The sequence below is a fragment of the Nocardia sp. Marseille-Q1738 genome (assembly GCF_965283145.1).
This window is the reverse complement of record NZ_CBDIMS010000007.1, coordinates 123,637-144,157: the sequence shown is the minus strand read 5'-3', so window position 1 is coordinate 144,157 and position 20,521 is coordinate 123,637. Positions and strand designations below refer to the sequence as shown.

Sequence of the window (20,521 nt, the reverse complement as noted above, 5' to 3'; positions counted from 1 at the left end):
ATGCCACGCAGCCTCAAGAAAGGCCCGTTTGTCGACGACCACCTCCTGAAGAAGGTGGACGTGCAGAACGAGAAGAACACCAAGCAGGTCATCAAGACCTGGTCGCGTCGTTCGACCATCATCCCCGATTTCATCGGGCACACCTTCGCCGTCCACGACGGCCGCAAGCACGTGCCGGTGTTCGTCTCGGAGTCCATGGTCGGGCACAAGCTCGGTGAGTTCGCGCCGACCAGGACGTTCAAGAGCCACGTCAAGGAAGACCGGAAGAGCAAGCGGCGATGACGACTGAGACTCAGAACCCGACTGCGCGCGCGACCGCCAAGTACGTTCGCGTGACCCCGATGAAGGCACGCCGTGTCGTGGACATGGTCCGCGGCAAGCGCGTCGAGGACGCCCTCGCCCTGCTGAAGTTCGCGCCCCAGGCCGCGAGCGAGCCGGTCGCCAAGGTCGTCGCCAGCGCCGCGGCCAACGCCGAGAACAACCTCGGCCTGAACCCGGCCACACTGGTCATCTCGACGGCCTACGTCGACGAGGGCGCCACCATGAAGCGGTTCCAGCCCCGTGCCCAGGGCCGTGCGTTCCGCATCCGCAAGCGCACCAGCCACATCACCATCGAGGTCGAGAGCATCCCCACCGCCGGTGGATCCACTCGTAACCGCCGGAAGGGAGGGGCAAAGTAAATGGGACAGAAAATCAACCCCCACGGCTTCCGCCTCGGTATCACCACCGACTGGAAGTCGCGTTGGTACGCGGACAAGCAGTACGCGGACTACGTGAAGGAAGACGTCGCGATCCGCAAGCTGCTGGCCACCGGCATGGAGCGGGCGGGCATCTCGAAGGTCGAGATCGAGCGCACCCGTGACCGTGTTCGGGTGGACATCCACACCGCGCGTCCCGGCATCGTGATCGGCCGCCGCGGCGCCGAGGCCGACCGCATCCGCGCCGAGCTGGAGAAGCTCACCGGCAAGCAGGTGCAGCTGAACATCCTCGAGGTCAAGAACCCCGAGTCGGATGCGCAGCTGGTGGCGCAGGCCGTCGCCGAGCAGCTGTCCAACCGTGTGGCGTTCCGTCGCGCGATGCGCAAGGCCATCCAGTCGGCCATGCGTTCGCCGAACGTCAAGGGCATCCGTGTGCAGTGCTCGGGCCGCCTCGGTGGCGCGGAAATGTCGCGCTCGGAGTTCTACCGCGAGGGTCGGGTGCCGCTGCACACGCTGCGCGCCGACATCGACTACGGCCTCTACGAGGCCAAGACCACCTTCGGTCGCATCGGCGTGAAGGTCTGGATCTACAAGGGCGACATCGTCGGTGGTAAGCGTGAGCTGGCCGCCGCTGCCGCCGCGCCCGAGCGTCCGCGCCGGGAGCGGCCGAGCCGCCCGCGTCGGTCCGGTTCCTCCGGCACCACGGCGACCAGCACCGAGGCCGGGCGCGCCGCCACCGCGGTGGCCGATGCTCCGGCAGAGACACAGGAGGGCTGACGCATGCTGATGCCTCGTAAGGTGAAGCACCGCAAGCAGCATCACCCGGGCCGTTCCGGCATGGCCAAGGGCGGCACCTCGGTGGCGTTCGGCGAGTACGGCATCCAGGCGCTGGAGCCTGCCTACGTCACCAACCGGCAGATCGAGTCGGCGCGTATCGCGATGACTCGCCACATCCGCCGTGGCGGCAAGATCTGGATCAACATCTACCCGGATCGTCCGCTGACCAAGAAGCCCGCCGAGACCCGCATGGGTTCGGGTAAGGGCTCGCCGGAGTGGTGGGTCGCGAACGTGAAGCCCGGCCGGGTCATGTTCGAGATGAGCTACCCGAATGAGGAGACCGCTCGTGAGGCCCTGCGCCGCGCGATGCACAAGCTCCCGATGAAGTGCAGGATCGTCACCAGGGAGGAGCAGTTCTGATGGCTACCGGAACACCGGCCGCAGAGCTCCGCGAGCTCACCGAAGATGAGTTGGTGGCCAAGCTGCGCGAATCCAAGGAAGAGCTGTTCAACCTGCGCTTCCAGATGGCGACGGGTCAGCTGGACAACAACCGTCGTCTGCGCGTCGTCCGTCACGAGATCGCGCGCATCTACACGGTCATGCGTGAGCGTGAGCTCGGTCTGGCCACCGGACCCGCTGGCAAGGGAGACGCCGCATGAGCGACAAAGTAGAAGGGCAGCGCGGCACCCGCAAGGTGCGTGTCGGTTACGTTGTCTCCGACAAGATGAACAAGACGATCGTCGTCGAGCTGGAAGACCGTAACCGGCACCCGCTCTACGGCAAGATCATCCGCACCACCTCCAAGGTGAAGGCGCACGACGAGAACGAGATCGCCGGCATCGGCGACCGCGTCCAGCTGATGGAAACCCGTCCGCTGTCGGCCACCAAGCGCTGGCGGTTGGTCGAGGTCCTGGAGAAGGCGAAGTAAGCCTGCTCCGCGGCTGACAAGTCGACGAACAAGGGCCTGCTTTCCTTTCGGAAGGCGGGCCCTTGCCGATTTGCGGGTGTGTACCGCGCAGTCGCGGTAGACCAGAGCTGGTCGCTTACTTGCGAGGGTCTCTTGTGCTCGTTGCCTGTGACCGCGCGAGCGCGGTTGTGATGACAGTCGACAGAAGGGGCAAGCGCCGATCGCGTTCGGGAGTGTTGACCCAATAGGCTCCTTCGCGGGTGTATCGCCCGAGGCTGGTCGGGATCATCAATGCGCTGCCGACTATGGGTACGCAGATGTCGTTGCGGGACAAGAGATCCAGTATCTGGTAGCCGGGGCTGTAGTCCACAGCTGCGACGAACGTCCAGCGAATCTGCCGGGCAAGTAGCGGGCCTGCATTTCCTTGTTCGCGCAGTGCATCCGAGACTTGTTGGGCGACTAGCTTCGGCATGTGCACGATCCCCACGGTGCTCGTTACCGGCAACATCACATAGCCGCCGCGCTCCTGCGCGGGCAGATGAAACTGTCGACGGTAGAAATCCACCCAGTCGGCCACGGTGCTGACTTCTTCGATGCTCACGATGATCCACCCCATCCGGCACTGTCGTTGTCGGTCGGGAAGTAGCGTGATCCCTAGTCCGGTCCGAACCCCGGAATTTCCTTCCGGGGTCCCAGCCAAGGGAGGTGGAAGATCATCTGGTGCGTGGAATGACGCAAGACCTCACCATTGGTGAACGGGTGGCTTGGTACCGTCGGCGACGCGGCATGCCTCAGGACGTCCTCGCCGGATTAGTCGGCCGCACCGAAGACTGGATGAGCAAGGTTGAGAACAACCGGATCCCTTTGGACCGGTTGTCGGTGATTCGTCTGCTAGCCGACGCGCTAGACGTCTCGCTCGGCGATCTGATCGGTGAGCCAACGTTGCTTGACTGGACTCCTGACAGCGGGACTTCCACTGTTCCGGCCCTCCGCGCCGCGTTGATGGACTACAGCCACCTGATACCGGCGCTGCTTCCAGCAGCTCGAGGCCACGAATCTCTTGAACTGAACGAACTCGAACGCGAGCTCAGCGAGGTATTCGGCGCATACCAGGCATCGAGGTTCGGTGCTGCGGCCGGGCGATTGCCTGCGCTGTTGTCGGCGGCGCTTTCCATGGTTCAGAGCAGCTCCGATGTGACCGGCTATCGCGTACTTGCGTTGGGATATCAAGCCGCAGCCTCAGTCTTGACCAAGTTGGGCGAGACTGACCTCGCATGGAACGCGGCGGAGCGTGGGCTCGGCGCCGCACAACACACCGGTGACCCAGCGATCATCGGATCCTTGATGCGATCGGTGGCTTTCACTCTGATGTCGACAGGTCGTCTGCAGCCCTCCCTCGACCTCGTCGAAGTCGGGGTGTCCTTCCTACAGCCACATCTCGGCAGCGGCCGCGCAGACGTGCTGTCGGTGTACGGGACCCTGCTACTTGTCGGAGCGATGGCCGCAGCCCGCAACAATCGCCGAAACATCGTTCAAGACTTCCTGCTCGAAGCCGACCAGACCGCAGCCCGCATTGGCGGGGACCGCAACTGCCTGTGGACCGCATTCGGACCGACCAACGTCGCAATCCACCGGGTCAATACAGCAATGGAACTCGGGGATGTGCAGGTTGCCCTGAGCATCGGTCCTACTGTGGACACGTCAGCATTACCTGCGGAGCGCCGAATCCGCCACCAACTCGAGCTCGCCCGCGCTTTCAATCTCGCAGGACGTCAAAAGGACTCGATCACCGCCGTGCTCGAAGCCGAACAGATTGCGCCAGAACAGGTCCGGCACCATTACTTGAGTAGACAGCTCGTGCTGACGTGGATGCGAAGCAATCACGGCAGCCCATCACTTGCGTTGCAGTCTCTTGCCCAACGAATGCGGATCGCGAGGTAAACCAATGAACGATGCCGATAATCGAATTGCGCGAGCAAGGCTTGCGGCTGGAGCCCTATTCGTCCGTGACGGCGAGGTGCTGTTAGTGCACAAGACATATGGCAGTGGGTGGGACATCCCTGGCGGATACGTGGAGCCTGGCGAGGCGCCCGCCGCGGCGTGCCACCGTGAAGTGTTGGAAGAACTTGGAATCGACTGTCCGCCGCAGCGATTGCTTGTTCACGACTGGGCTCCCAGTGAAACCGAAGGTGACAAGATTCTCTATGTATTCGACTGCGGTGAACTTGTTGACGAGGCAGCGATCACGCTTCAGGCGGCAGAACTCGACAGGTGGGAATGGGTTGCGGTCGATAACCTCGATGGCTGTGTCATCCCGAGGCTCGCTCGACGCCTGAAACAGGCACATGCAGCCTATTTGAGAAGCCAGACTCTGTACCTCGAGCATGGTCGACTGGTATTTGGCGGCGACGGAGAGTCCTTTGACCTGGGCGGACCCATCGGCAAGGACGAAATTCGGGATGCGATGAATCGCCCCACGCCGTAGCCCGGACTTCGGGCCGGGGCGGGAACCATCAGGTCAGTTCGGAGTCGGCATCGCCACATCTTGGCTTGGACTGGCGCTGTCCTCGGTGCCCCTCGTGCTCGTTGTGTGAGGAACCCGGGACTTTCTGGGCGGGTGTCGACCCGGCGTGAATGGCCGCCCTTCCGTCGAGTGGCACATAGCCGATGCAAACGCCGAGGAGTATGCCTCTCCATCGTGTGCCACTCGTGGTGGACTCGACCGGTGCGGGGCCGCAGCCCCTGCCAGGCGCTACGAACTGCCGAGCCAGTGGACGGCGAGTATGTGAACTTCGCGTTGTCGGTAGGCGATGAGGTACGTGACCAGGCCTTCGTGATCAGGCCCGAAGGTCATCTGGCGTACTGGTGCGTCTGGATTCGCACCGTTGATCGACTCGCCGCTCCACGGGCTGACTTCGAGTACGACCGTAGCTCCGCATAGGTTGTGAGCGCGTGGTCGGGGAGGGCATCGACCTGGTCACTGGCGCTCGGGTCGGTGACGACGAGGAACACCTACATGCCAGCCTTGGCGCGAGTAACCTCCAGCGGTTCGTCCTCCGGAATCGCTTGTCCGGTCAACAGCTCCGCGGCTCGCCGGACGACACGTCGGTAGTTGTCCGGGTCGCTCTGCAGGACTGCGAGACGGCGCCAGTGCTCGAGTGTGCGGAACAGATCGGTGAGGTCCAAGCTCTGTCGGGCGTCGTCCAATGCCCGCGCGTAGGCTGCGTCGAACTTATCGACGTCCGCTGGCATCAGCGCCGAGCGTATCTGCTGCGGGGATGCGCCAGGGAGTAGCGGATGCCCGCCGCTCGGCTGCTCGTCGTAGGCATAAGTGGCGGCCATGTCCATAACGATAACCTCACCGATTTGCTCACCGAGCGTCGTTCGCCGTTCGTCGGCGTGGGGACAGTGCGCGGTCGCCGCGGTGGCGTTTTCGGCCGTGGTCGGCGGGTAGGCCTGAACTCACGCGAAGGCTCGCCACTGCCCAACGTGGCCGTCGTTGTAATCCCGGTGCGGAGGGATCCCCGGCGGCTGGTTGAGGTCCGGATGCCACGATTCGCCCGTCTTGGGGAGTGAGCGCGCTCGATGAGCAGGACCCTTGCATTATACGTATACATCTACTTATAGTGGATCCGGCGGGCGTTGCGAGGTCGGCGCCGCGGACAACATCAAATCGACACCGGTGCAACGGAATCCGAGACGGGACCGTTGGCGGTGGACGCATGCTTGCATGCGCATTCATCTATGAAACGGGGAATTGTCATGTCCAGCGATCCGAACAACCTGACCAGCGCGGATGCTATCGACGAGCAGGCCGGGGGCGTCACCTTTGCGAAGAAGGGCACCGAGACGGGTGGAGCGGAGGACTTCCGCGAGATCGTGCTGCAGGTCGGGCCGGGTGGTGCGCGTAGGCAGCGCTTCTTCGGCAGGCTGCTCGGGGAATCGCGGGAGTACACCAAGGCCGGGGTGGACGTGGTGCGGGTGTATGTGAGCCGCAAGGGGAAGTTCGTGGTGCACCGGCAGGAATCGAACTGGCGGGAGATGGCCGCGGCGACCGACTGGACCGACTGGAAGAACTGGCGCGTCCTGCTCGGGTTCACCGGTGCCGAGCGCGAATGGGGTGACTACACGGTCGAGATCGTGGATTCACCGGCCGAGCTCGAGGGCCGGATTCCGGCGCACATCTATCGGACGGTCGTGGATGTAGCCGAGAACCCGAGCTTGCAAGATCTTCAAATCTGAACTAGCCCAGCGCATTACGAGTCCGGAAAGGATTTCTTCGCAGATGTTCGCACGACTGGGGGCCGTGGTGGTCCACAATCCGTGGAAGGTGATCGGCCTGTGGGTGCTGCTCGCCATTGCGGTGGTGGCCTCGGCGCCGGAACTGAAATCGACGACAGACCAATCCGCGTTCCTGCCTTCGCATTACGAGTCGATCCAGGCTTTGGAGATGCAGCAGGAGGCGTTTCCGCAGAGTTCGGCGCCCGCGGCGATCATTGTGTTCGCACGGCAGGACGGGGCTCCGCTGACCGAGGGCGATTCGGCCTCGGTCACATCGATCGGCACTCAGCTGCTGGGCGCGCGGATCAAGGATGTCACCGCGCTCCAGCCGGTGCCGCCTTCGGAGAACCGGCTGATCCAGATCATCGCCGTGCAGATGACCAAGGTGACCAATCCGAACGACACCACGCAGAGTGACGCGGTCAAGGCGCTGCGCGCGGAGCTGAAGGAACGCGTGGCGGGTACCGACCTGAAGGCGGGCATCACCGGTCAGGCGGCTCAGGTGCTGGACCAGCAGGAATCCAGCGAAAAGGGCATGGCGATCATCGGTGTCGCCACCATCGTGCTGATTCTGGTGCTGCTGCTGGTCATCTTCCGCAGCCCGGTGATCGCGCTGCTGCCGATCGTGGTGATCGGCGCGATCTCCAGCATGGTCGGTGGGTTGATCGCCATGGTGGCCAAGGCCTTCGACCTGCAGATCGATGCGTCGATCAACGCCATCCTGGTGGTCGTGCTGTTCGGTGTCGGCACCGACTACATCCTGTTTCTGATGTTCCGCTACCGGGAGCGGCTGCGGGCGGGCGAAGATCCGAAGACCGCCATGGTCAGTGCCGTCACCCGTGTCGGTGAGGCCATCACCTCCGCGGCGGGCGCGGTGATCATCGCGTTCATGGCGCTGGTGTTGTCCACGCTCGGCATGTTCCGGGCCATGGGTCCGGCACTGGCGATCGCGGTCGCGGTGGCGTTGGTGGCCGGGCTGACGCTGGTGCCTGCGGTGGTTTCGCTCTTGGGCACCAAGGTGTTCTGGCCGTCCAAGGCGTGGCGGACCGAGCCGAAGGGTGCGCGATTCACCGCGGTCGGCAATGCGCTCGGAAGGCGGCCCGGCGCTTTCGCGGTGGTGTCCGGTGGTGTGCTGGTCGCCCTGGGGGTGTTCGCGTTCGGCTTCCACCCGACCTTCGACCTCAGCTCCGGCTCGACCTCGGAGGCGTCCGAATCCGTGGTCTACAGCAAGGAATTGGTGAAGGGCATGCCCGCGGGGACCACACAGCCCTCGGATGTCCTGCTGCGCTCCGGTGGTGGCGAGTTGACCGAAGAGCAGCTCAGCACCTACCGAAGCGCGCTGGCCGCGGTGCCCGGCGTGGGAGACGTGGCGGAGCCGAAGCTGTCCGCCGACAAGACGATCGCCGATTTCGTGGTGACGCTCGCCGACGTGCCGGAGTCGGATGCCGCCCTGGACACCGTCAAGGGGCCGCTGCGGGATGTCGCGCACTCGGCCGCACCCGCCGGGGCTACTGCGGCGGTCGGCGGATTGACCTCGGTCTTCGTCGATTTCCAGGACGCGATGGCGCGCGACTACGCGATCGTGTTTCCGGTGGCGGCGATCCTGATCATGATCGTGCTGGGGTTGCTGCTGCGCAGTCTGGTCGCGCCGTGGTACCTGATGGCGTCGGTCTTCCTCGGGTTCGCCGCGACCCTCGGCGCCGCGGTGCTGGTGTTCCAGAACATCCAGGGCGAGTCCGGACTGATCTTCACCCTCCCGGTGATCATGTATCTGTTCGTGGTCGCACTCGGTACCGACTACAACATCCTCATGGTGGCCCGTCTGCGGGAGGAGGCGCGCGAGGGCAACGAGCCGAAACAGGCGGCCGCCCTGGCAGTTCGGCACACTGGACCGACCATCGCGGCGGCCGGGGTGATCCTGGCGGGCACGTTCGCGTCGATGATGTTGGCGGGCAACAACGTGCTCGCACAGATGGGCTTCGCCATCTCGGTGGGTATCGCGATCGCCGCGTTCGTCATGGCGATGTTCTTCACCCCCGCCCTCACCGCCATGATCGGACACAAAGCATGGTGGCCCGGGCACGGCGATCGGACCATCGCTGACGCTGCAACGGGTCGGCCGCGGCCGGCGAAGTCCTACGATCCTGCCTATTAGCAGGACGCCGGGCAAACCTCAGCCGCGAACAGTGGGGCCCGAGAGGGGTTGGACGAACGCCGACGACTGAGGTGGGCAGGTGGTCCAAGGGCTGTGCACTCGGAACTCACCGAGTGCACAGCCCCTCGGCCTGGAAGCGGTGCGCGTCGGCTTGCAGGCGGATACCGTTCGGCTATGGAGTATTTGCTCGGCGTCGCTGTCGTGGTGATCGTGATCGCCGTGATCATCGGCATTGCCAACGGCAGGTCCGGTGGTGAACAGCAACGGCGTCGGTGCGGTTGGGCGGCCGGGGACAGTGGTGGTGATTCCGGGAGTAGCTCCGGCGGCGACGGGGACAGCGGCGGCAGCAGCTGCGGAGGCGGCAGCAGCTGTGGTGGAGGTAGTGGTTGCGGAGGTGGCAGCAGCTGAGTCCGCCGCACCGCACGTCAGCGCGGCGTCGCGCTACTGGCCAGTACTGATACTCCCTGGTTGCTTGTTCCAATTCGAGGACGTCAGCCGATGGCTCGACGTCGGCGGTCCGCTCTTGCTCGCCTACTCGTCGGGCCGGTGGCCGAACACCCGGCGGTCGGTCCGGCTGGCGGCCCGCCTTGCGGTGGTCGGATCCACTCTGTGCGCGTTGCGTACGCGGTGGGCGTGCACCGCTGGGGTACCGCGTCGGCGCAGCCAACTGTGCGACGCCGAGGTGTCGCCGATCCGCTCTGTCAGCCGATGACGAGGTACGGGCGGTGGACTCTGATCGCCGAATCCAGGACGCGGGTGACCGCGGCGCGGGAGACTCCGAGTTCGTTGGCGATGGCAGGCGTCGTGCCGCCTTGGTCGGCGAGCGTAAGGATCTCCCTGACCTCCTCGATCGGGAGATTGGACAGGCGTCGGCCGGTGATCGCCCGTGCGATTGCCGAGATTTCATCGTCGTCGGTGTCGGCTTCGTCGGTCTCGGTGGAGAATTCGTCGTCGTCCTCGTCGTCTTCGTCGAGGATCGGCATCGGTTCCGCGCGCAGGTGTGGGCGGACAGGTTCGGGGGATTCGCCGAGTGCGAGTTGTTCACTCTCCGCGTCGGACGAGCGGTCGCCATGCTCGGCGGACAGTGACTTTCCGCGTTTCGCCGCGCGCGGTGCGGTGGCCTTTGGATTCGCCTGAGCGGCAGCGTCGGCGGTCGCCGCAGTCGGCGTACGCGTGGGCGCGGTGGTGCCGGTGCTGTCGAATCCGCCGTATCCTCGCTCGATCGGACGTCCAGCTGGTTTGGAACTCGACAGCGACTGCGCCACAGGGCTATTCGCGGTGGTATCGTTGCTCGGCGCACCGGACCGGAGTACAAAATCTCCGTGCAGATCTTCCATCGAGATCTGTTGTGCTGCAGGGGGCTTTCTAGTTTCGCGATGCGGTTCGAGTGTGCCCGCGATGGACGCTTCCGGATGGTTCACCACGGTGGCGGAGGAAGACTCGACTGCGGGGCTCGAGCCGTCTGCATCAGCCGAGTAAGGCAGTGCCGCCGGATCATCGGCCGACTGGGTGGTGCGCGCATTGGCGGGGGGTGCGATCGAGGAGGCCGGGCGATCCTCAGGCAGGGGCGCTGCACTGTGACCGGCAACGACCGAGGGTGCAGGGCTACCGTTCTCTGCGGTGGGCCGATCGGTGGTGGGACCGGCGTACCCGTCGACCCCGAGGTCGTGAGCGTAGCCGTTGGTGGAGGAGGTCTCGCCGGTGTAACCGTTGGTGGCCGGGAGGATTGCGTGCCCGTTTGCCGCGAGGGTGTGCCCGTTGCTGGTGGTGTTCGGAGGCGTGGGGTGCCCATTGACCGGAATGTCGCGAGCGTAGCCGTGGCTGGAGGTCTCCACTCGGTGCCCGTTGGTGGCCTGGGGGAAGACACGGCCGTTGGGAGCTGCGACCGGGTGTCCGTCGGTCGAGGGTGCATCGGCTCGGCCTGAGGCGGTGGAGATGTCGCGGACTTCACCGTCCGGGTAGGGGTCTGCGTTGCCGATGTCGGCGGTGCGACCGGTGGTTGTGGCAGTGGTGTGCCCATTTACCAGGTTGTGAGCAGGGCCGTTGGTTGAGGTCTCAACCGTGTGCCCGTTCGTGGCATGCGGGAATCCGTGTCCGTTGGCTCGAGGTGGGACCGTGTGGCCGGTCAGCCACGGCCCGTCGGTTCTGGGCGATGCGGCGGATGTTTCGCTGACGTCGCCGTCGGCATGGTTTATCGCGAGTGGGGCGGCACTTTCGGCGTGGTGGTTGTCGACCGAGTGGCCATTGGTCCGGCTGTCGGTGATGTGGCCGTTGGTCGGTGACGGCTTCGCATGGTCGGTCGGTGTCGCGGCGGTCCGCTTCGCGGCCGTCGAGGCTGCTGACTCGTCGCGCTCGACGCCGGTGCCTGTGAAAGGCGCCGCGTCGTTGCCGGAGTGATGACCACTCTCCGGCCGATCGGCCCACATGGAGCCGGAGTTCGCACCAGCACCGCTCAGGCGCGGCGCGGCAGAACCTGCGTCCCGGCGAAATCGACCGCCGTTCGCCGGATCGTCCCTGTTGTCGAGCGGGTGATAGTCGGATCTCCCCGAGACGTGTTCCGCGTCGATTCGGATCATCGGCGCGTCACGGTCCACCACCGGTGCACCGTCGATCAGGACGGCGTACCGGGCCGAGACCCAAGCGTGCAGCCAGATCACCACGCCGACCATCACCGGGGCGATCGCGTACTCGGCGGCGCGGCCGAGGTCGCCCGCGGCGAGATGCGGTCCGGTGTTGAGCGCGACGGTCGTGCCGAGCAGCGCCGCCTCGAAGAAGATCACCTTGCCGCGCGCCAGCTCGCGACCCCATCGCGCCGCGGTCGTCGCGGCCACCATGATGGTGATGATCGGGATGGAGATCATCGCCTCGATGCCGTAGCTCAACCAGTACAGCGGATCGGACATGTCCCCGCTGGGCACCAGATTGTGCTGCACATTGACTCCGGCCCACACCATGCCGAGCACGACCACCGCGATCAAAGCGCGCGATGACCACTCGGCCCGCCGGTAGAGTTGCGCCAGTCGCGCATCCTCGCTGGAAACCCGCCGCCGTGCCGCCAGTGCACGCCGATGCCAGCGCGCGTCGGCCTCGTCGGCGCGGCGCAGCGCGGCGGCCGACTTGCGGTCCCGCTGCTCGGCGGCCAGCTCCGCTTCGATCTCCCTGCGCCGCTGCTGGCGCCGCTGGCCGCGAATCCACTCCGCGAGTTCGCGTTCCGCGGCGATCTCACGCTCGGACAGCACTTCCAGCAGTGCCGGGTCGTACTGCAGGGGCAATTTGCCGCGCGCTGTCTCGACTTGCTGTGCCAGCGCGGCAATCTCGGAACTACCGTTCGACAGTGCGTCGGACATCGCGAGCCTTCCCGAGAGCAGGTGTCATGTCGAGTGGTGGAGACATGAGTGCTCGAACATATGTGTGATCGGAGTGAGACTAAACCGACCGCTGCGCGTGGTCAATGTCGTCGGCAGGGGCCGATGGGCGACACGCCGAGACGCCGAAAATCCCCGTCCTGCCCGAATATCCAAGTGAGCGGCCCTTTTGCCGAAGCAACCGCGTGTCGAAACTCAGTTCGAATTAACACATCATTCCGGGACGGAATTCTCTTGCGCCGCGTTTGGCGTCTCCGGCCACTGAACCCCCGGACGTGGCAATGAATATCGAGTTCTGCGGCGAACAGATCCCGATGACCTGTCCGGCAACGCCGGATGACGGATCAGGTCAGCGTCGTGTGCCACACGACGGCGGCGGCCAATGCTCCGGCACCGTTCACCGACCAGTGCAAGGCGATGGGGGCGAGGAGGCTGCCGCTGCGGTGGCGCAGCCAGGTGAACACAACGCCGGCCGCGGCCGTCGCGACGACGGCGAGCAGGATCCCGATGACCTGTCCGGTGACACCGCCGCCGATGAATCCGGTCAGGCCGCGGTTGCCGGAGGTGAGCCCGAGCGAGGACGCGATGTGCCAGAGTCCGAACAGCAGCGAGCCCGCCGCGAAGACGCCGCGCGCACCGTAGGCGCGGTGCAGTGTGCCGTGCAATACACCGCGGAAAGCCAGTTCCTCCGGGATCACCGTCTGCAACGGGATGACGATCATCGAGGCGATCAACGCGCCGGAGATGGTCGCATACCGATCGGCCAGAAAGAACGGACGAGTGACCGGCAGCGCCGCGCCGATCGCGACGACAGTGAGGACCAGCGCCACCGCGGCGAGACCATAGAGCGAACCGCGCCGCCAGTGTCGCGGCGAAAGGCCCAGTTCGGACCAGCCGAGCCCGCGCCTGCGCATCAGTGCGAGCAGCACCACCGCGGCGACCGGCACCGTCACGATGTTCGCCCACGCCGTGGTGAAGTGCGCGACCAGATTGGTGCCGGCCAGGACGACCACTACGACGGCGACGTCGATATAGGCGTGCATCTTGTGGCGTGGGTGGGGCGCTGCTGCTGCTCGGGCCTGCTCAGACATCCGGACCAGTGTACGAATCGGTAATCGGCCCGCTACGGGTCATGCTTCCCACTGCCAGACAGGTCACATTTCCGTCGTCTCCGGGCCGCCGACCTCAACTGCACATCGTGCGACGCGGCTGGACAGGTCACAGTTCTTCCTACGTCCCCGAGACCGCCGAGGTCTGCGTCATCCAGCAGTCGCCGCATCTCATGCGATGCGACGCCGGATCGATCACCCGGCCCATCCGTGCGGATCGGTCCAGGCCTGCAACGTGCGGGTGGTGTCGAAGCGGCGTGGTTCCCGGGTGACCGGATCGGTGAACTCGAGGGCGGCGGCCAGCAGTTGGAGCGGCCTGCGAAAGTCGTCGACCGGCTTGTCGGTGAGTACGGGATAGAAGTCGTCGCCGAGGATCGGGATGCCGAGGCTGTTCATGTGTAGCCGCAACTGGTGGGTGCGGCCGGTATGCGGGCGCAACCGATAGCGACCGAACCCGTCGCGGTGCTCGAGCAATTCGATCTCGGTTTCCGCGTTGGGTTCGCCCGGCACCTCCTGGGCCGCGAGCACGTGCTTCTCTTTGATGATCCGGCTGCGCACCACGCGCGGCAGCGCCAAGCCGGGATCGAACCGGGCGATCGCCTCGTACTCCTTGCGGACGGTGCGCTTGTGGAACATGGTCTGATACGCGCCGCGCCGGGCGGGATTGATCACGAACAGGACCAGGCCCGCCGTGACCCGATCCAGCCGATGGGCCGGGACCAGGTCGGGGAGGTCGAGTTCCCGGCGCAGCCGCACCAGCGCGGTCTGCAGGATATGTTTGCCACGCGGGATGGTGGCCAGGAAGTGCGGTTTGTCGACCACGAGCAGATCGTCGTCGCGATGCACGATGGGGATGTCGAACGGCACCACAGTCTCCTCGGGCAGATCGCGGTGGAACCAGACCGCGCCGCCCGGCACGTACGGTGCGTCCGGGGCGATCGGCCCGTCCAGGTCGACGATGCCGCCCGCGTGCAGCAGTTCGTCGATCCGCGCGGCGGGCACCCGGGGCAGGCGCTCCACCAGGTGGTCCCGAATGGTCGCCCAGTGGCCCTGCTCCGGTAGTCGCAGCCGGGCCGGGTCCAAGCCGTGCCGCTTCGGCAACGGCGGTTGTTGCCGCCTTCTCATCGGTAACGACCCTAGTAGGCGGGTGAACAGGGGATATCCGAGGCCGCCGGTTCAGCGTGCGCGGACCGCGATCCCCGGGTAGTCGAGCACCAGTCCGGACTTGTCGTATTCGAGCGTGCAGGTGAAATCGAATTCAGGGGCCGAGTAATCGAACCGCGCCCCGTGCTCGCCGTCCGCGATGCGGACGTAGCGCTGTTCCAGGCGGGCCACCGCGGCCCCGGCCGCGTACACGTAGGCCGCGGGTGCCTCCGCGCCGTCGCCGATCTCCAGCGCCAGCCGATGCACCGGCAGCGCGTTGGTCAGCGCGGAGGACTCCAGGTCGACGTCGAGGCAGCCGTCGAGCAGCGGCGCGGGCATGGCGTCCAGCAACCACGACCCCGCGCCGTCCGATTCCAGCACCAGCGTGTTCCAGCCCCCTGGTTTGCGGATGGCCACCTGGGCCCGCCGCGTCCGCCATTCGGTGTCGAGCGCGATCCGGTAGTCCACCACCCATGCCGCGCCGTCCTCGACGGCCGTCGTGCAGCCGTCGATGAGCACGCCCAGCTCGGTGACCCGGAAATAGGCCACCTCGAACCCTTCGCGTGCGGTCCGATGCCGCCAGGCGGCGGTGGACGGCGGCGGCGCGAACGTCATCGGGATCAGAACCCGCGCAGCCGATCCGGGGTGACGCGCAGGACGACGGAGTACTCGGCGTAGAACTGCTCGCCGGTCATGTTGATCGAGCGAAGGCCATCGGTGTACTTCGTGGTGAATGCGGCGATTTCGTCCGCGCCCGGCCGATCCTCGTCGACGCGCGCCGCGCCGGTGAGCACGACGACGTCGCCGCCGGTGACGGTGCTGTTGAGGTTCAGCGCGACACGGGGATTGCGCAGGATGTTGCGGATCTTCGGCTGACCGGGCTTGCTGAAGATCAGGAATTCACCGTCGCGCCACTGGAACCAGACCGGATTCGGTTGCGGCGTTCCGGTGGGGCCGACGGTGGTCAGCCAGAGGACGGATTCACGGTTCAGGCGTTCGGCTACCTTCGCGCCGAATCGGGTCTCGGTGTCGACGACGGGGGCGGATCGGTCGGATGCCGTTGTGGTCATGGCAGAGACAACACCGCGGCACCCGGGACGATTCCGCTCGGCACAGAAAAGCCAATTCGGTGTATGCGAACCCGCCGTAGCCCGCAGTGGTACCCGAGCGCACGACCGCGGGGCGCGCATCGCGGACGTCATTACGGCGTTGCCCTCTCGTCCAGGACCATCAAGCGGGCCTCGACCAGCGTCCTGCGCGCGCGACGCCGGACCCGGCACAGTTCGACGCTGCAATCCAGGTGCACCTGCATGGCCCGGTGCGCTTGGCCCGCGGTGAGTTCGCCGGGGTCTCGCGTGCAATTCACCAGAATCGAAAGAATTTCCGTGCCATACATGTCGGTACTCCTATGTGACCAATAGTTTTGCTTTCCGTCGAAGTTAGCGATGTACAGGAGCTATCGGACCACGATGCGTCGCCGTTCACGGAGGTTTCCCCGACCCGTCGGTAGCTCGAAAACCTCGGGTCTGGAGCAGTTTTCGCACATTGACGGAATAAGTCCCGCAGGACAACTGCGGTGGACATGATCGACGTCGGTGCACAGCCCGCAACCCTGCCTGGGCGACTACCAGCAGCTCGGCTGCCCGGGTACGTGATGGCGAACTGCTCTGGACAGGGATGCGTGGCCATGGACGGTGTTGACGGCAGAGGCCGCTACTTCCAGTAGGCTCGGGATTTGATCGCGGCCTTGGGCAGTCCGTGGGTGCTCTTCAAGGTCTTCACGATCGACCTGGTGGTATTCCCGTCGCACGCTACCCACGCGTATGCGTCTGCCGGGCAAGACATTTCCTGTGCTTGCTCGCGCAGCAGTCGGCCGCCGTCGATGCGCTGCAGCCAGGTCGTCTGGTGGTGCGGCTTGTTGCGCACGGGCAGCGTCTGGTCCGACTCGTACTGCCATTCCAGCCAGACCCGCGCGGGTGTGTCGCCGATGGCGTCCAGCAGCGAGTTGATCGCGGGCAGTGAAGCGGTGTCGCCGAAGATGAGGTACTCGCTCGGCGTGGTGTCCGGCAGCTGGAAATCCGAGCCGAGCACGGACGCCTCGATTTCGTCGCCGACGGCAGCGCGCTGAGCCCACGCGCTGGCCGGGCCACTGTGCAGGGCGAATTCGATGAAGAAGTGATCCGCCGCCGGGTCCGGATCGACCAGCGAGTACCCGCGGTGATGCAACTTGTCGGTGACCGCGTCCGGTATCCAGAGCCGAATCCATTGCGTGGGGTGGACCGGATGGTCGGCGAGGAGGCCGCCGGCCGCGAACCCGATCCGCAGGTACTTGTCGGTGATGGTCTCGGACGAGGTAACGCGCAATCGGTAGTCGTCGGCGCGCCACATCTTCAAGATGACGCCGTTGGTTCCTTTACCCATGCGATTAAGGTTAGCCTAACTATATCTGGAAGTCTTGCCGTGGGAGTGCGACAGATGGGAGATCCGGTGGACCGACTGCTGGTGGTAGGCGCGGGGCCGAAGGCCATGGCCGTCGCGGCGAAGGCGCATGTGCTGCGCCGACTGGGTCTGCCCGCGCCGCAGGTGATCGTCGTGGAATCGCATGCGGTAGGCGGCAACTGGCTGCCCGGTGGTGGTTGGACCGACGGTCGCCATCGGCTCGGCACGAGTCCGGAAAAGGATGTCGGCTTCCCGTACCGCTCGACCTGGGCTGCTGGGCACAACCGCGCGATCAACGAGGCGATGATGGCGTTCAGCTGGACCTCGTTCCTGATCGAGCGGGGCACCTATGCCGAATGGGTCGACCGCGGACGCCCCAGCCCGCATCATCACGTTTGGGCGAAATACCTGCAGTGGGTCGCACGGAACACCGATATGGAGCTCGTCCACGGCTCGGTGCGCAAAATCTCCGCGGCGGCCGACGGCTGGATGGTCTCGGTGGTCGCCGCGGACGGGGCTGTCACCGAGATCGATGTGGACCGATTGATGATCACCGGGCCGGGCAGCAGCAGGCGTGTGCTGTCCGAGCATCCGAAAGTGTTGAGCATCGCGGACTTCTGGGATCTCGCGGGTCGTCGCCAGTTGCCGGTCTCGTCGCGCGCGGCGGTGATCGGCGGCGGCGAGACCGCGGGGTCGGCCATGGACGAATTGGTCCGGCACGACGTGCTGACCGTCTCGGTGATCTCGCCTTCGGCCACGATCTACACCCGCGGGGAGAGCTACTTCGAGAACTCGCTGTACAGCGATCCCTCCAGGTGGCGCGCGCTGAGTGTGGAGCAGCGCCGGGATGTCGTTCGGCGCACCGACCGCGGTGTGTTCTCGGTGCGGGTGCAGGAGAGCTTGCTCGGCGACAGCCGGGTTCATCATCTGCAAGGACGAGTCGTGCGGGTGGCCGAGCAGGGTGCCGGAGTCGCGCTCACGCTGCGCAACGAGCGGCGTACCGACCAAGTGCACAGCTTCGATCTGGTAGTCGACGCGACCGGCGGACAGCCGCTGTGGTTCCTGGAGATGTTCGACGCGGATGCCGCGGATCTGGTGGAACTCGCGATCGGCGGCCCGATCACGCAGGCGCGGATCGAGGCGTCGATCGGTCACGACCTGGCGGTGACCGGGCTCGGGGCGAAGCTCTATCTGCCGAACCTCGCGGGACTGGCGCAAGGGCCGGGGTTCCCGAACCTCAGCTGTCTGGGCGAACTTTCGGATCGAGTGCTCGCGGCTGGGCCGTGGGGCCCCAGGATGGCCGCACGGGCCGCCTCTTCCGTCGCCGAGAGCTAGGCTAGGCTAGCCTTAGCTGACAGTAAGGATGGGGTTCATGCGTATCGTGTCGTTCGGCTACCAGACCTGGGGCTGCAAAACCCTGCAGGCTCTGATCGATTCGGAGCACGAGGTGGTGCTCGCGATCACCCATCCGGCGAGCGCGCAGTCCTACAAGGCGATCTGGTCGGATTCGGTCGAGGAGCTGGCTCGCGCGAACGGCATACCGGTACATCTGACCGAACGGGCCGACGCGGAGACCATCGACCTGGTCAAGCGAGCCGAGCCGGATGTCATCGTCGTCAACAGCTGGTACACCTGGATGCCGCCGGAACTGTACGAACTGCCGCCGCACGGCACGCTCAACCTGCACGATTCGCTGCTGCCGAAGTTCACCGGGTTCTCTCCGGTGCTGTGGGCGCTGATCAGCGGCGCGTCCGAGTTCGGGCTCACCGTGCACCGAATGGACGAACAGCTGGACGCCGGTGACATACTCGTGCAGCGCTCGCTGCCCATCGGGCCCTCCGCCACCGGAACCGAGCTCGTCGAAGCCGGTATGGAGCTGATTCCCGGTGCGCTGCACGAGGCCCTGAGCGCCCTCGAATCCGGTACCGCGGTGTGGCGGCCGCAGGACAAAGCCGAGCGAACCTACTTCCACAAGCGGTCCGAACGGGACAGCCGGATCGACTGGTCCTGGGCCGCGCCGGATCTGGAGCGTTTCGTGCGTGCGCTGTCCGAGCCGTATCCGCGCGCGTTCAGCTACTACCGCGGCGAGAAGGTCGAGATCCTGGCCGCGGAGGTATCCGCGGCGTGCTACGGCGGTACGGCTGGCCGCGTGGTGGTGCAAGAGGGCGGCGGCGCCGTCGTGTGCGGGCCCGACCCGATTCGCGGACGCAACCGCGGTTTGGTGATCACCCGCGTACGCACATCCGACGGACGAGAGCACTCGGGCGCCGAATTCTTCCAGCGCGGTGGCTATCTGACCGACGCACCGGAGTAATCCGAGCCGGTACGAGTTTCGGGGAGCCGAGGAATCCATGTCGACCATCGCCGATGACGCCCAGCGCATGCTGTATCGCCGGACTGCTCCGCAGGTCGCCGAATGCGACCAGAACCCCGAACTCTTGCAACGCCGATTCGACGGTCTGAGGGTTCACGCCGGCCATGCGTTCCACAACGCCACGGTCCAGGCGACCACGCGCGGTGCGGATGCGGCGAACGTGCTGACCGCCGAGGATCGGCGGCGGTTACTCGACGAGTGGTCGACCGGTGTAGAACTATCCGACGTGCTGAGCGTCGCCGAGCTGATTCGCCGCGGCCGTGCGATTCCCGGCATTCGTACGGCGATCCGTTGCGGCGCTGCGTCACTGAGCTATGGCGAGCTCTTCGGACGGCTGGATGGCGCGCTGGCGGATCGGCCGTCGGCGGATGCGATCAACCGGCTGATCCGACTGCTGGCGACACTGGGCAACGATGCCGCGGGCCGTGGCGTCGCGGTCGGCCCGGTGCGGTTGCCCGGCGCGGCACTGGCCGCCGCGGTCGCGGACCGTCGCGCCGTGGCCGCCGAATGCCGCGGGGGGCGAGGAGATCCCGCCTTCCGCCCCGCCGACGTACGGCTGCTTGCCGCCGAATGTGGCGAGGCTGAGGTCGCCGTCGAAATGCTGGCCGCCCTCGCCGATGGCTCGACGCTGGTTGTGGCCACCGAGTCACAACGGGCGAATCCTGCCGAGTTGGTCGAACTGATCGTGCGGCACGCGGTCACTCACGTAGTCGCTTCGGCCGAGACGGTAGCCCAGATCGTCCACACGGTTCCCGAGCTGTCGACGATCCGGCGCTGGGATGTCATCGGAGCCGAACCGGTCGCAGTACTTCCCGGGCGGCTCGCGGCCGTCTCAGCGATGTCGGTCGCCACGGCCGCCTATACCGTGCCTGCATACGCCGGATCGGTGGCGCGTGGCACGCTTGACGGCACCGGACGCACTCGGCCGATCCCCGGCGCCCGGGTGCTGGTGCTGGATGCATCGCGGCAGCCGGTTCCGCCCGGCGTGATCGGCGAGGTCTATGTGGGCGGTGCCGCACTCGGTACCGGTGGCGGGGATCCGCCCGCTGTCGACCGCTTCGTAGCCGACCCGTTCCTCCCGGAAGGCCGCCTGTTCCGTACCCACGATCGCGCTCACTGGACCACGGACGGCTGGCTCATCTTTTCGTGACGGGATCCCGTATCCCTGATGCCTCGCCGTAATCGGCGCAACCCACGACCAGCCACGCGCCAGTGGAGATGCAGGTGGACCACGCGGCCAGTTCCCGGAGTCGGCGAATCGGTTGGCCGAATC

The 20,521-nt window shown here is 65.9% G+C and carries 21 protein-coding genes and 1 pseudogene; 13 read left to right on the top strand and 9 right to left on the bottom strand.

Annotation, left to right across the window (positions count from 1 at the left end; translation table 11 throughout):
- The 6 genes and pseudogenes from rpsS to rpsQ form a co-directional block, all read left to right on the top strand.
- Complete coding sequence (rpsS, locus tag ACWPXK_RS24075) at positions 1–282, top strand: 30S ribosomal protein S19 (protein WP_195129049.1); 282 nt, start codon at positions 1–3, stop codon at positions 280–282.
- Positions 279–680, top strand: coding sequence for a 50S ribosomal protein L22 (gene rplV, locus ACWPXK_RS24070; RefSeq protein ID WP_364329917.1), 402 nt, complete (start codon positions 279–281; stop codon positions 678–680). Before rpsS ends, rplV begins: the two co-directional genes overlap by 4 nt.
- A complete protein-coding gene (rpsC, locus tag ACWPXK_RS24065) occupies positions 681–1,475 on the top strand; it encodes a 30S ribosomal protein S3 (protein WP_364329914.1) in 795 nt (264 codons plus the stop codon).
- Positions 1,476–1,478: 3 nt separating this feature from the next.
- Positions 1,479–1,895: a 50S ribosomal protein L16 gene (gene rplP, locus ACWPXK_RS24060; RefSeq protein ID WP_067464324.1), complete on the top strand. Its 417-nt coding sequence runs from the start codon at positions 1,479–1,481 to the stop codon at positions 1,893–1,895.
- Entirely contained in the window at positions 1,895–2,134 is a 240-nt protein-coding gene (gene rpmC / locus ACWPXK_RS24055; protein WP_067464321.1) for a 50S ribosomal protein L29, read from the top strand. Before rplP ends, rpmC begins: the two co-directional genes overlap by 1 nt.
- Before the next feature lie 20 nt (positions 2,135–2,154).
- Positions 2,155–2,403: pseudogene (rpsQ, locus tag ACWPXK_RS24050) on the top strand (30S ribosomal protein S17); the annotation flags it as partial.
- A 115-nt stretch (positions 2,404–2,518) separates the two neighbouring features.
- Here rpsQ and ACWPXK_RS24045 read toward each other — a convergent pair.
- Positions 2,519–2,983: a hypothetical protein gene (locus ACWPXK_RS24045; protein WP_454198444.1), complete on the bottom strand. Its 465-nt coding sequence runs from the start codon at positions 2,981–2,983 to the stop codon at positions 2,519–2,521.
- 104 nt (positions 2,984–3,087) lie between these two features.
- Here ACWPXK_RS24045 and ACWPXK_RS24040 point away from each other — a divergent pair, with 104 nt between their 5' ends.
- Together ACWPXK_RS24040 and ACWPXK_RS24035 are read left to right on the top strand one after the other, a co-directional pair.
- Positions 3,088–4,323, top strand: coding sequence for a helix-turn-helix domain-containing protein (locus ACWPXK_RS24040; RefSeq protein ID WP_454198443.1), 1,236 nt, complete (start codon positions 3,088–3,090; stop codon positions 4,321–4,323).
- Positions 4,324–4,327: 4 nt separating this feature from the next.
- Entirely contained in the window at positions 4,328–4,867 is a 540-nt protein-coding gene (locus tag ACWPXK_RS24035) for an NUDIX domain-containing protein (protein ID WP_454198442.1), read from the top strand.
- Between the two features lie 527 nt (positions 4,868–5,394).
- Here ACWPXK_RS24035 and ACWPXK_RS24030 read toward each other — a convergent pair.
- Positions 5,395–5,724, bottom strand: coding sequence for a DUF6247 family protein (locus ACWPXK_RS24030; protein ID WP_454198441.1), 330 nt, complete (start codon positions 5,722–5,724; stop codon positions 5,395–5,397).
- A gap of 420 nt (positions 5,725–6,144) precedes the next feature.
- Between ACWPXK_RS24030 and ACWPXK_RS24025 the strand changes: the two genes are divergently transcribed.
- Together ACWPXK_RS24025 and ACWPXK_RS24020 are read left to right on the top strand one after the other, a co-directional pair.
- Positions 6,145–6,624: an EXLDI protein gene (locus ACWPXK_RS24025; RefSeq protein ID WP_454198440.1), complete on the top strand. Its 480-nt coding sequence runs from the start codon at positions 6,145–6,147 to the stop codon at positions 6,622–6,624.
- A 43-nt stretch (positions 6,625–6,667) separates the two neighbouring features.
- Complete coding sequence (locus ACWPXK_RS24020; protein WP_454198439.1) at positions 6,668–8,818, top strand: MMPL family transporter; 2,151 nt, start codon at positions 6,668–6,670, stop codon at positions 8,816–8,818.
- Between the two features lie 701 nt (positions 8,819–9,519).
- On the opposite strand, the gene ACWPXK_RS24015 is transcribed toward ACWPXK_RS24020, so the two are convergent.
- The 7 genes from ACWPXK_RS24015 to ACWPXK_RS23985 all read right to left on the bottom strand — a co-directional run bounded on the left by ACWPXK_RS24015 (position 9,520) and on the right by ACWPXK_RS23985 (position 16,856).
- Positions 9,520–12,165 carry a hypothetical protein gene (locus tag ACWPXK_RS24015; RefSeq protein ID WP_454198438.1) on the bottom strand — a complete coding sequence of 882 codons (2,646 nt, stop codon included), beginning with the start codon at positions 12,163–12,165 and terminating at the stop codon, positions 9,520–9,522.
- Positions 12,166–12,527: 362 nt separating this feature from the next.
- The gene (locus ACWPXK_RS24010) at positions 12,528–13,274 is read right to left on the bottom strand and encodes a CPBP family intramembrane glutamic endopeptidase (protein WP_454198437.1); all 747 of its coding nucleotides are present in this window, start codon (positions 13,272–13,274) and stop codon (positions 12,528–12,530) included.
- Positions 13,275–13,487: 213 nt separating this feature from the next.
- The gene (locus tag ACWPXK_RS24005; RefSeq protein WP_454198436.1) at positions 13,488–14,417 is read right to left on the bottom strand and encodes an RluA family pseudouridine synthase; all 930 of its coding nucleotides are present in this window, start codon (positions 14,415–14,417) and stop codon (positions 13,488–13,490) included.
- Positions 14,418–14,468: 51 nt separating this feature from the next.
- Complete coding sequence (locus tag ACWPXK_RS24000) at positions 14,469–15,050, bottom strand: putative glycolipid-binding domain-containing protein (RefSeq protein WP_454198435.1); 582 nt, start codon at positions 15,048–15,050, stop codon at positions 14,469–14,471.
- 5 nt (positions 15,051–15,055) lie between these two features.
- On the bottom strand, positions 15,056–15,505 hold the full coding sequence (locus ACWPXK_RS23995) for a TIGR03667 family PPOX class F420-dependent oxidoreductase (RefSeq protein WP_454198434.1): 450 nt from the start codon (positions 15,503–15,505) through the stop codon (positions 15,056–15,058).
- A 131-nt stretch (positions 15,506–15,636) separates the two neighbouring features.
- Positions 15,637–15,831 (bottom strand): hypothetical protein, encoded by a 195-nt coding sequence (locus ACWPXK_RS23990; RefSeq protein WP_454198433.1) that lies wholly within the window; start codon positions 15,829–15,831, stop codon positions 15,637–15,639.
- A gap of 317 nt (positions 15,832–16,148) precedes the next feature.
- On the bottom strand, positions 16,149–16,856 hold the full coding sequence (locus tag ACWPXK_RS23985; RefSeq protein ID WP_454198432.1) for a siderophore-interacting protein: 708 nt from the start codon (positions 16,854–16,856) through the stop codon (positions 16,149–16,151).
- A gap of 54 nt (positions 16,857–16,910) precedes the next feature.
- On the opposite strand from ACWPXK_RS23985, the gene ACWPXK_RS23980 reads away from it, so the two are divergent.
- From ACWPXK_RS23980 to ACWPXK_RS23970, 3 genes are read left to right on the top strand one after another with little or no spacing between them, the layout of a single operon-like run.
- Positions 16,911–18,209: a SidA/IucD/PvdA family monooxygenase gene (locus ACWPXK_RS23980; RefSeq protein ID WP_454198431.1), complete on the top strand. Its 1,299-nt coding sequence runs from the start codon at positions 16,911–16,913 to the stop codon at positions 18,207–18,209.
- Positions 18,210–18,246: 37 nt separating this feature from the next.
- Entirely contained in the window at positions 18,247–19,188 is a 942-nt protein-coding gene (locus ACWPXK_RS23975) for a methionyl-tRNA formyltransferase (RefSeq protein WP_454198430.1), read from the top strand.
- 37 nt (positions 19,189–19,225) lie between these two features.
- Positions 19,226–20,398: an AMP-binding protein gene (locus ACWPXK_RS23970; RefSeq protein WP_454198429.1), complete on the top strand. Its 1,173-nt coding sequence runs from the start codon at positions 19,226–19,228 to the stop codon at positions 20,396–20,398.
- The last annotated feature ends 123 nt before the right edge of the window (positions 20,399–20,521 follow it).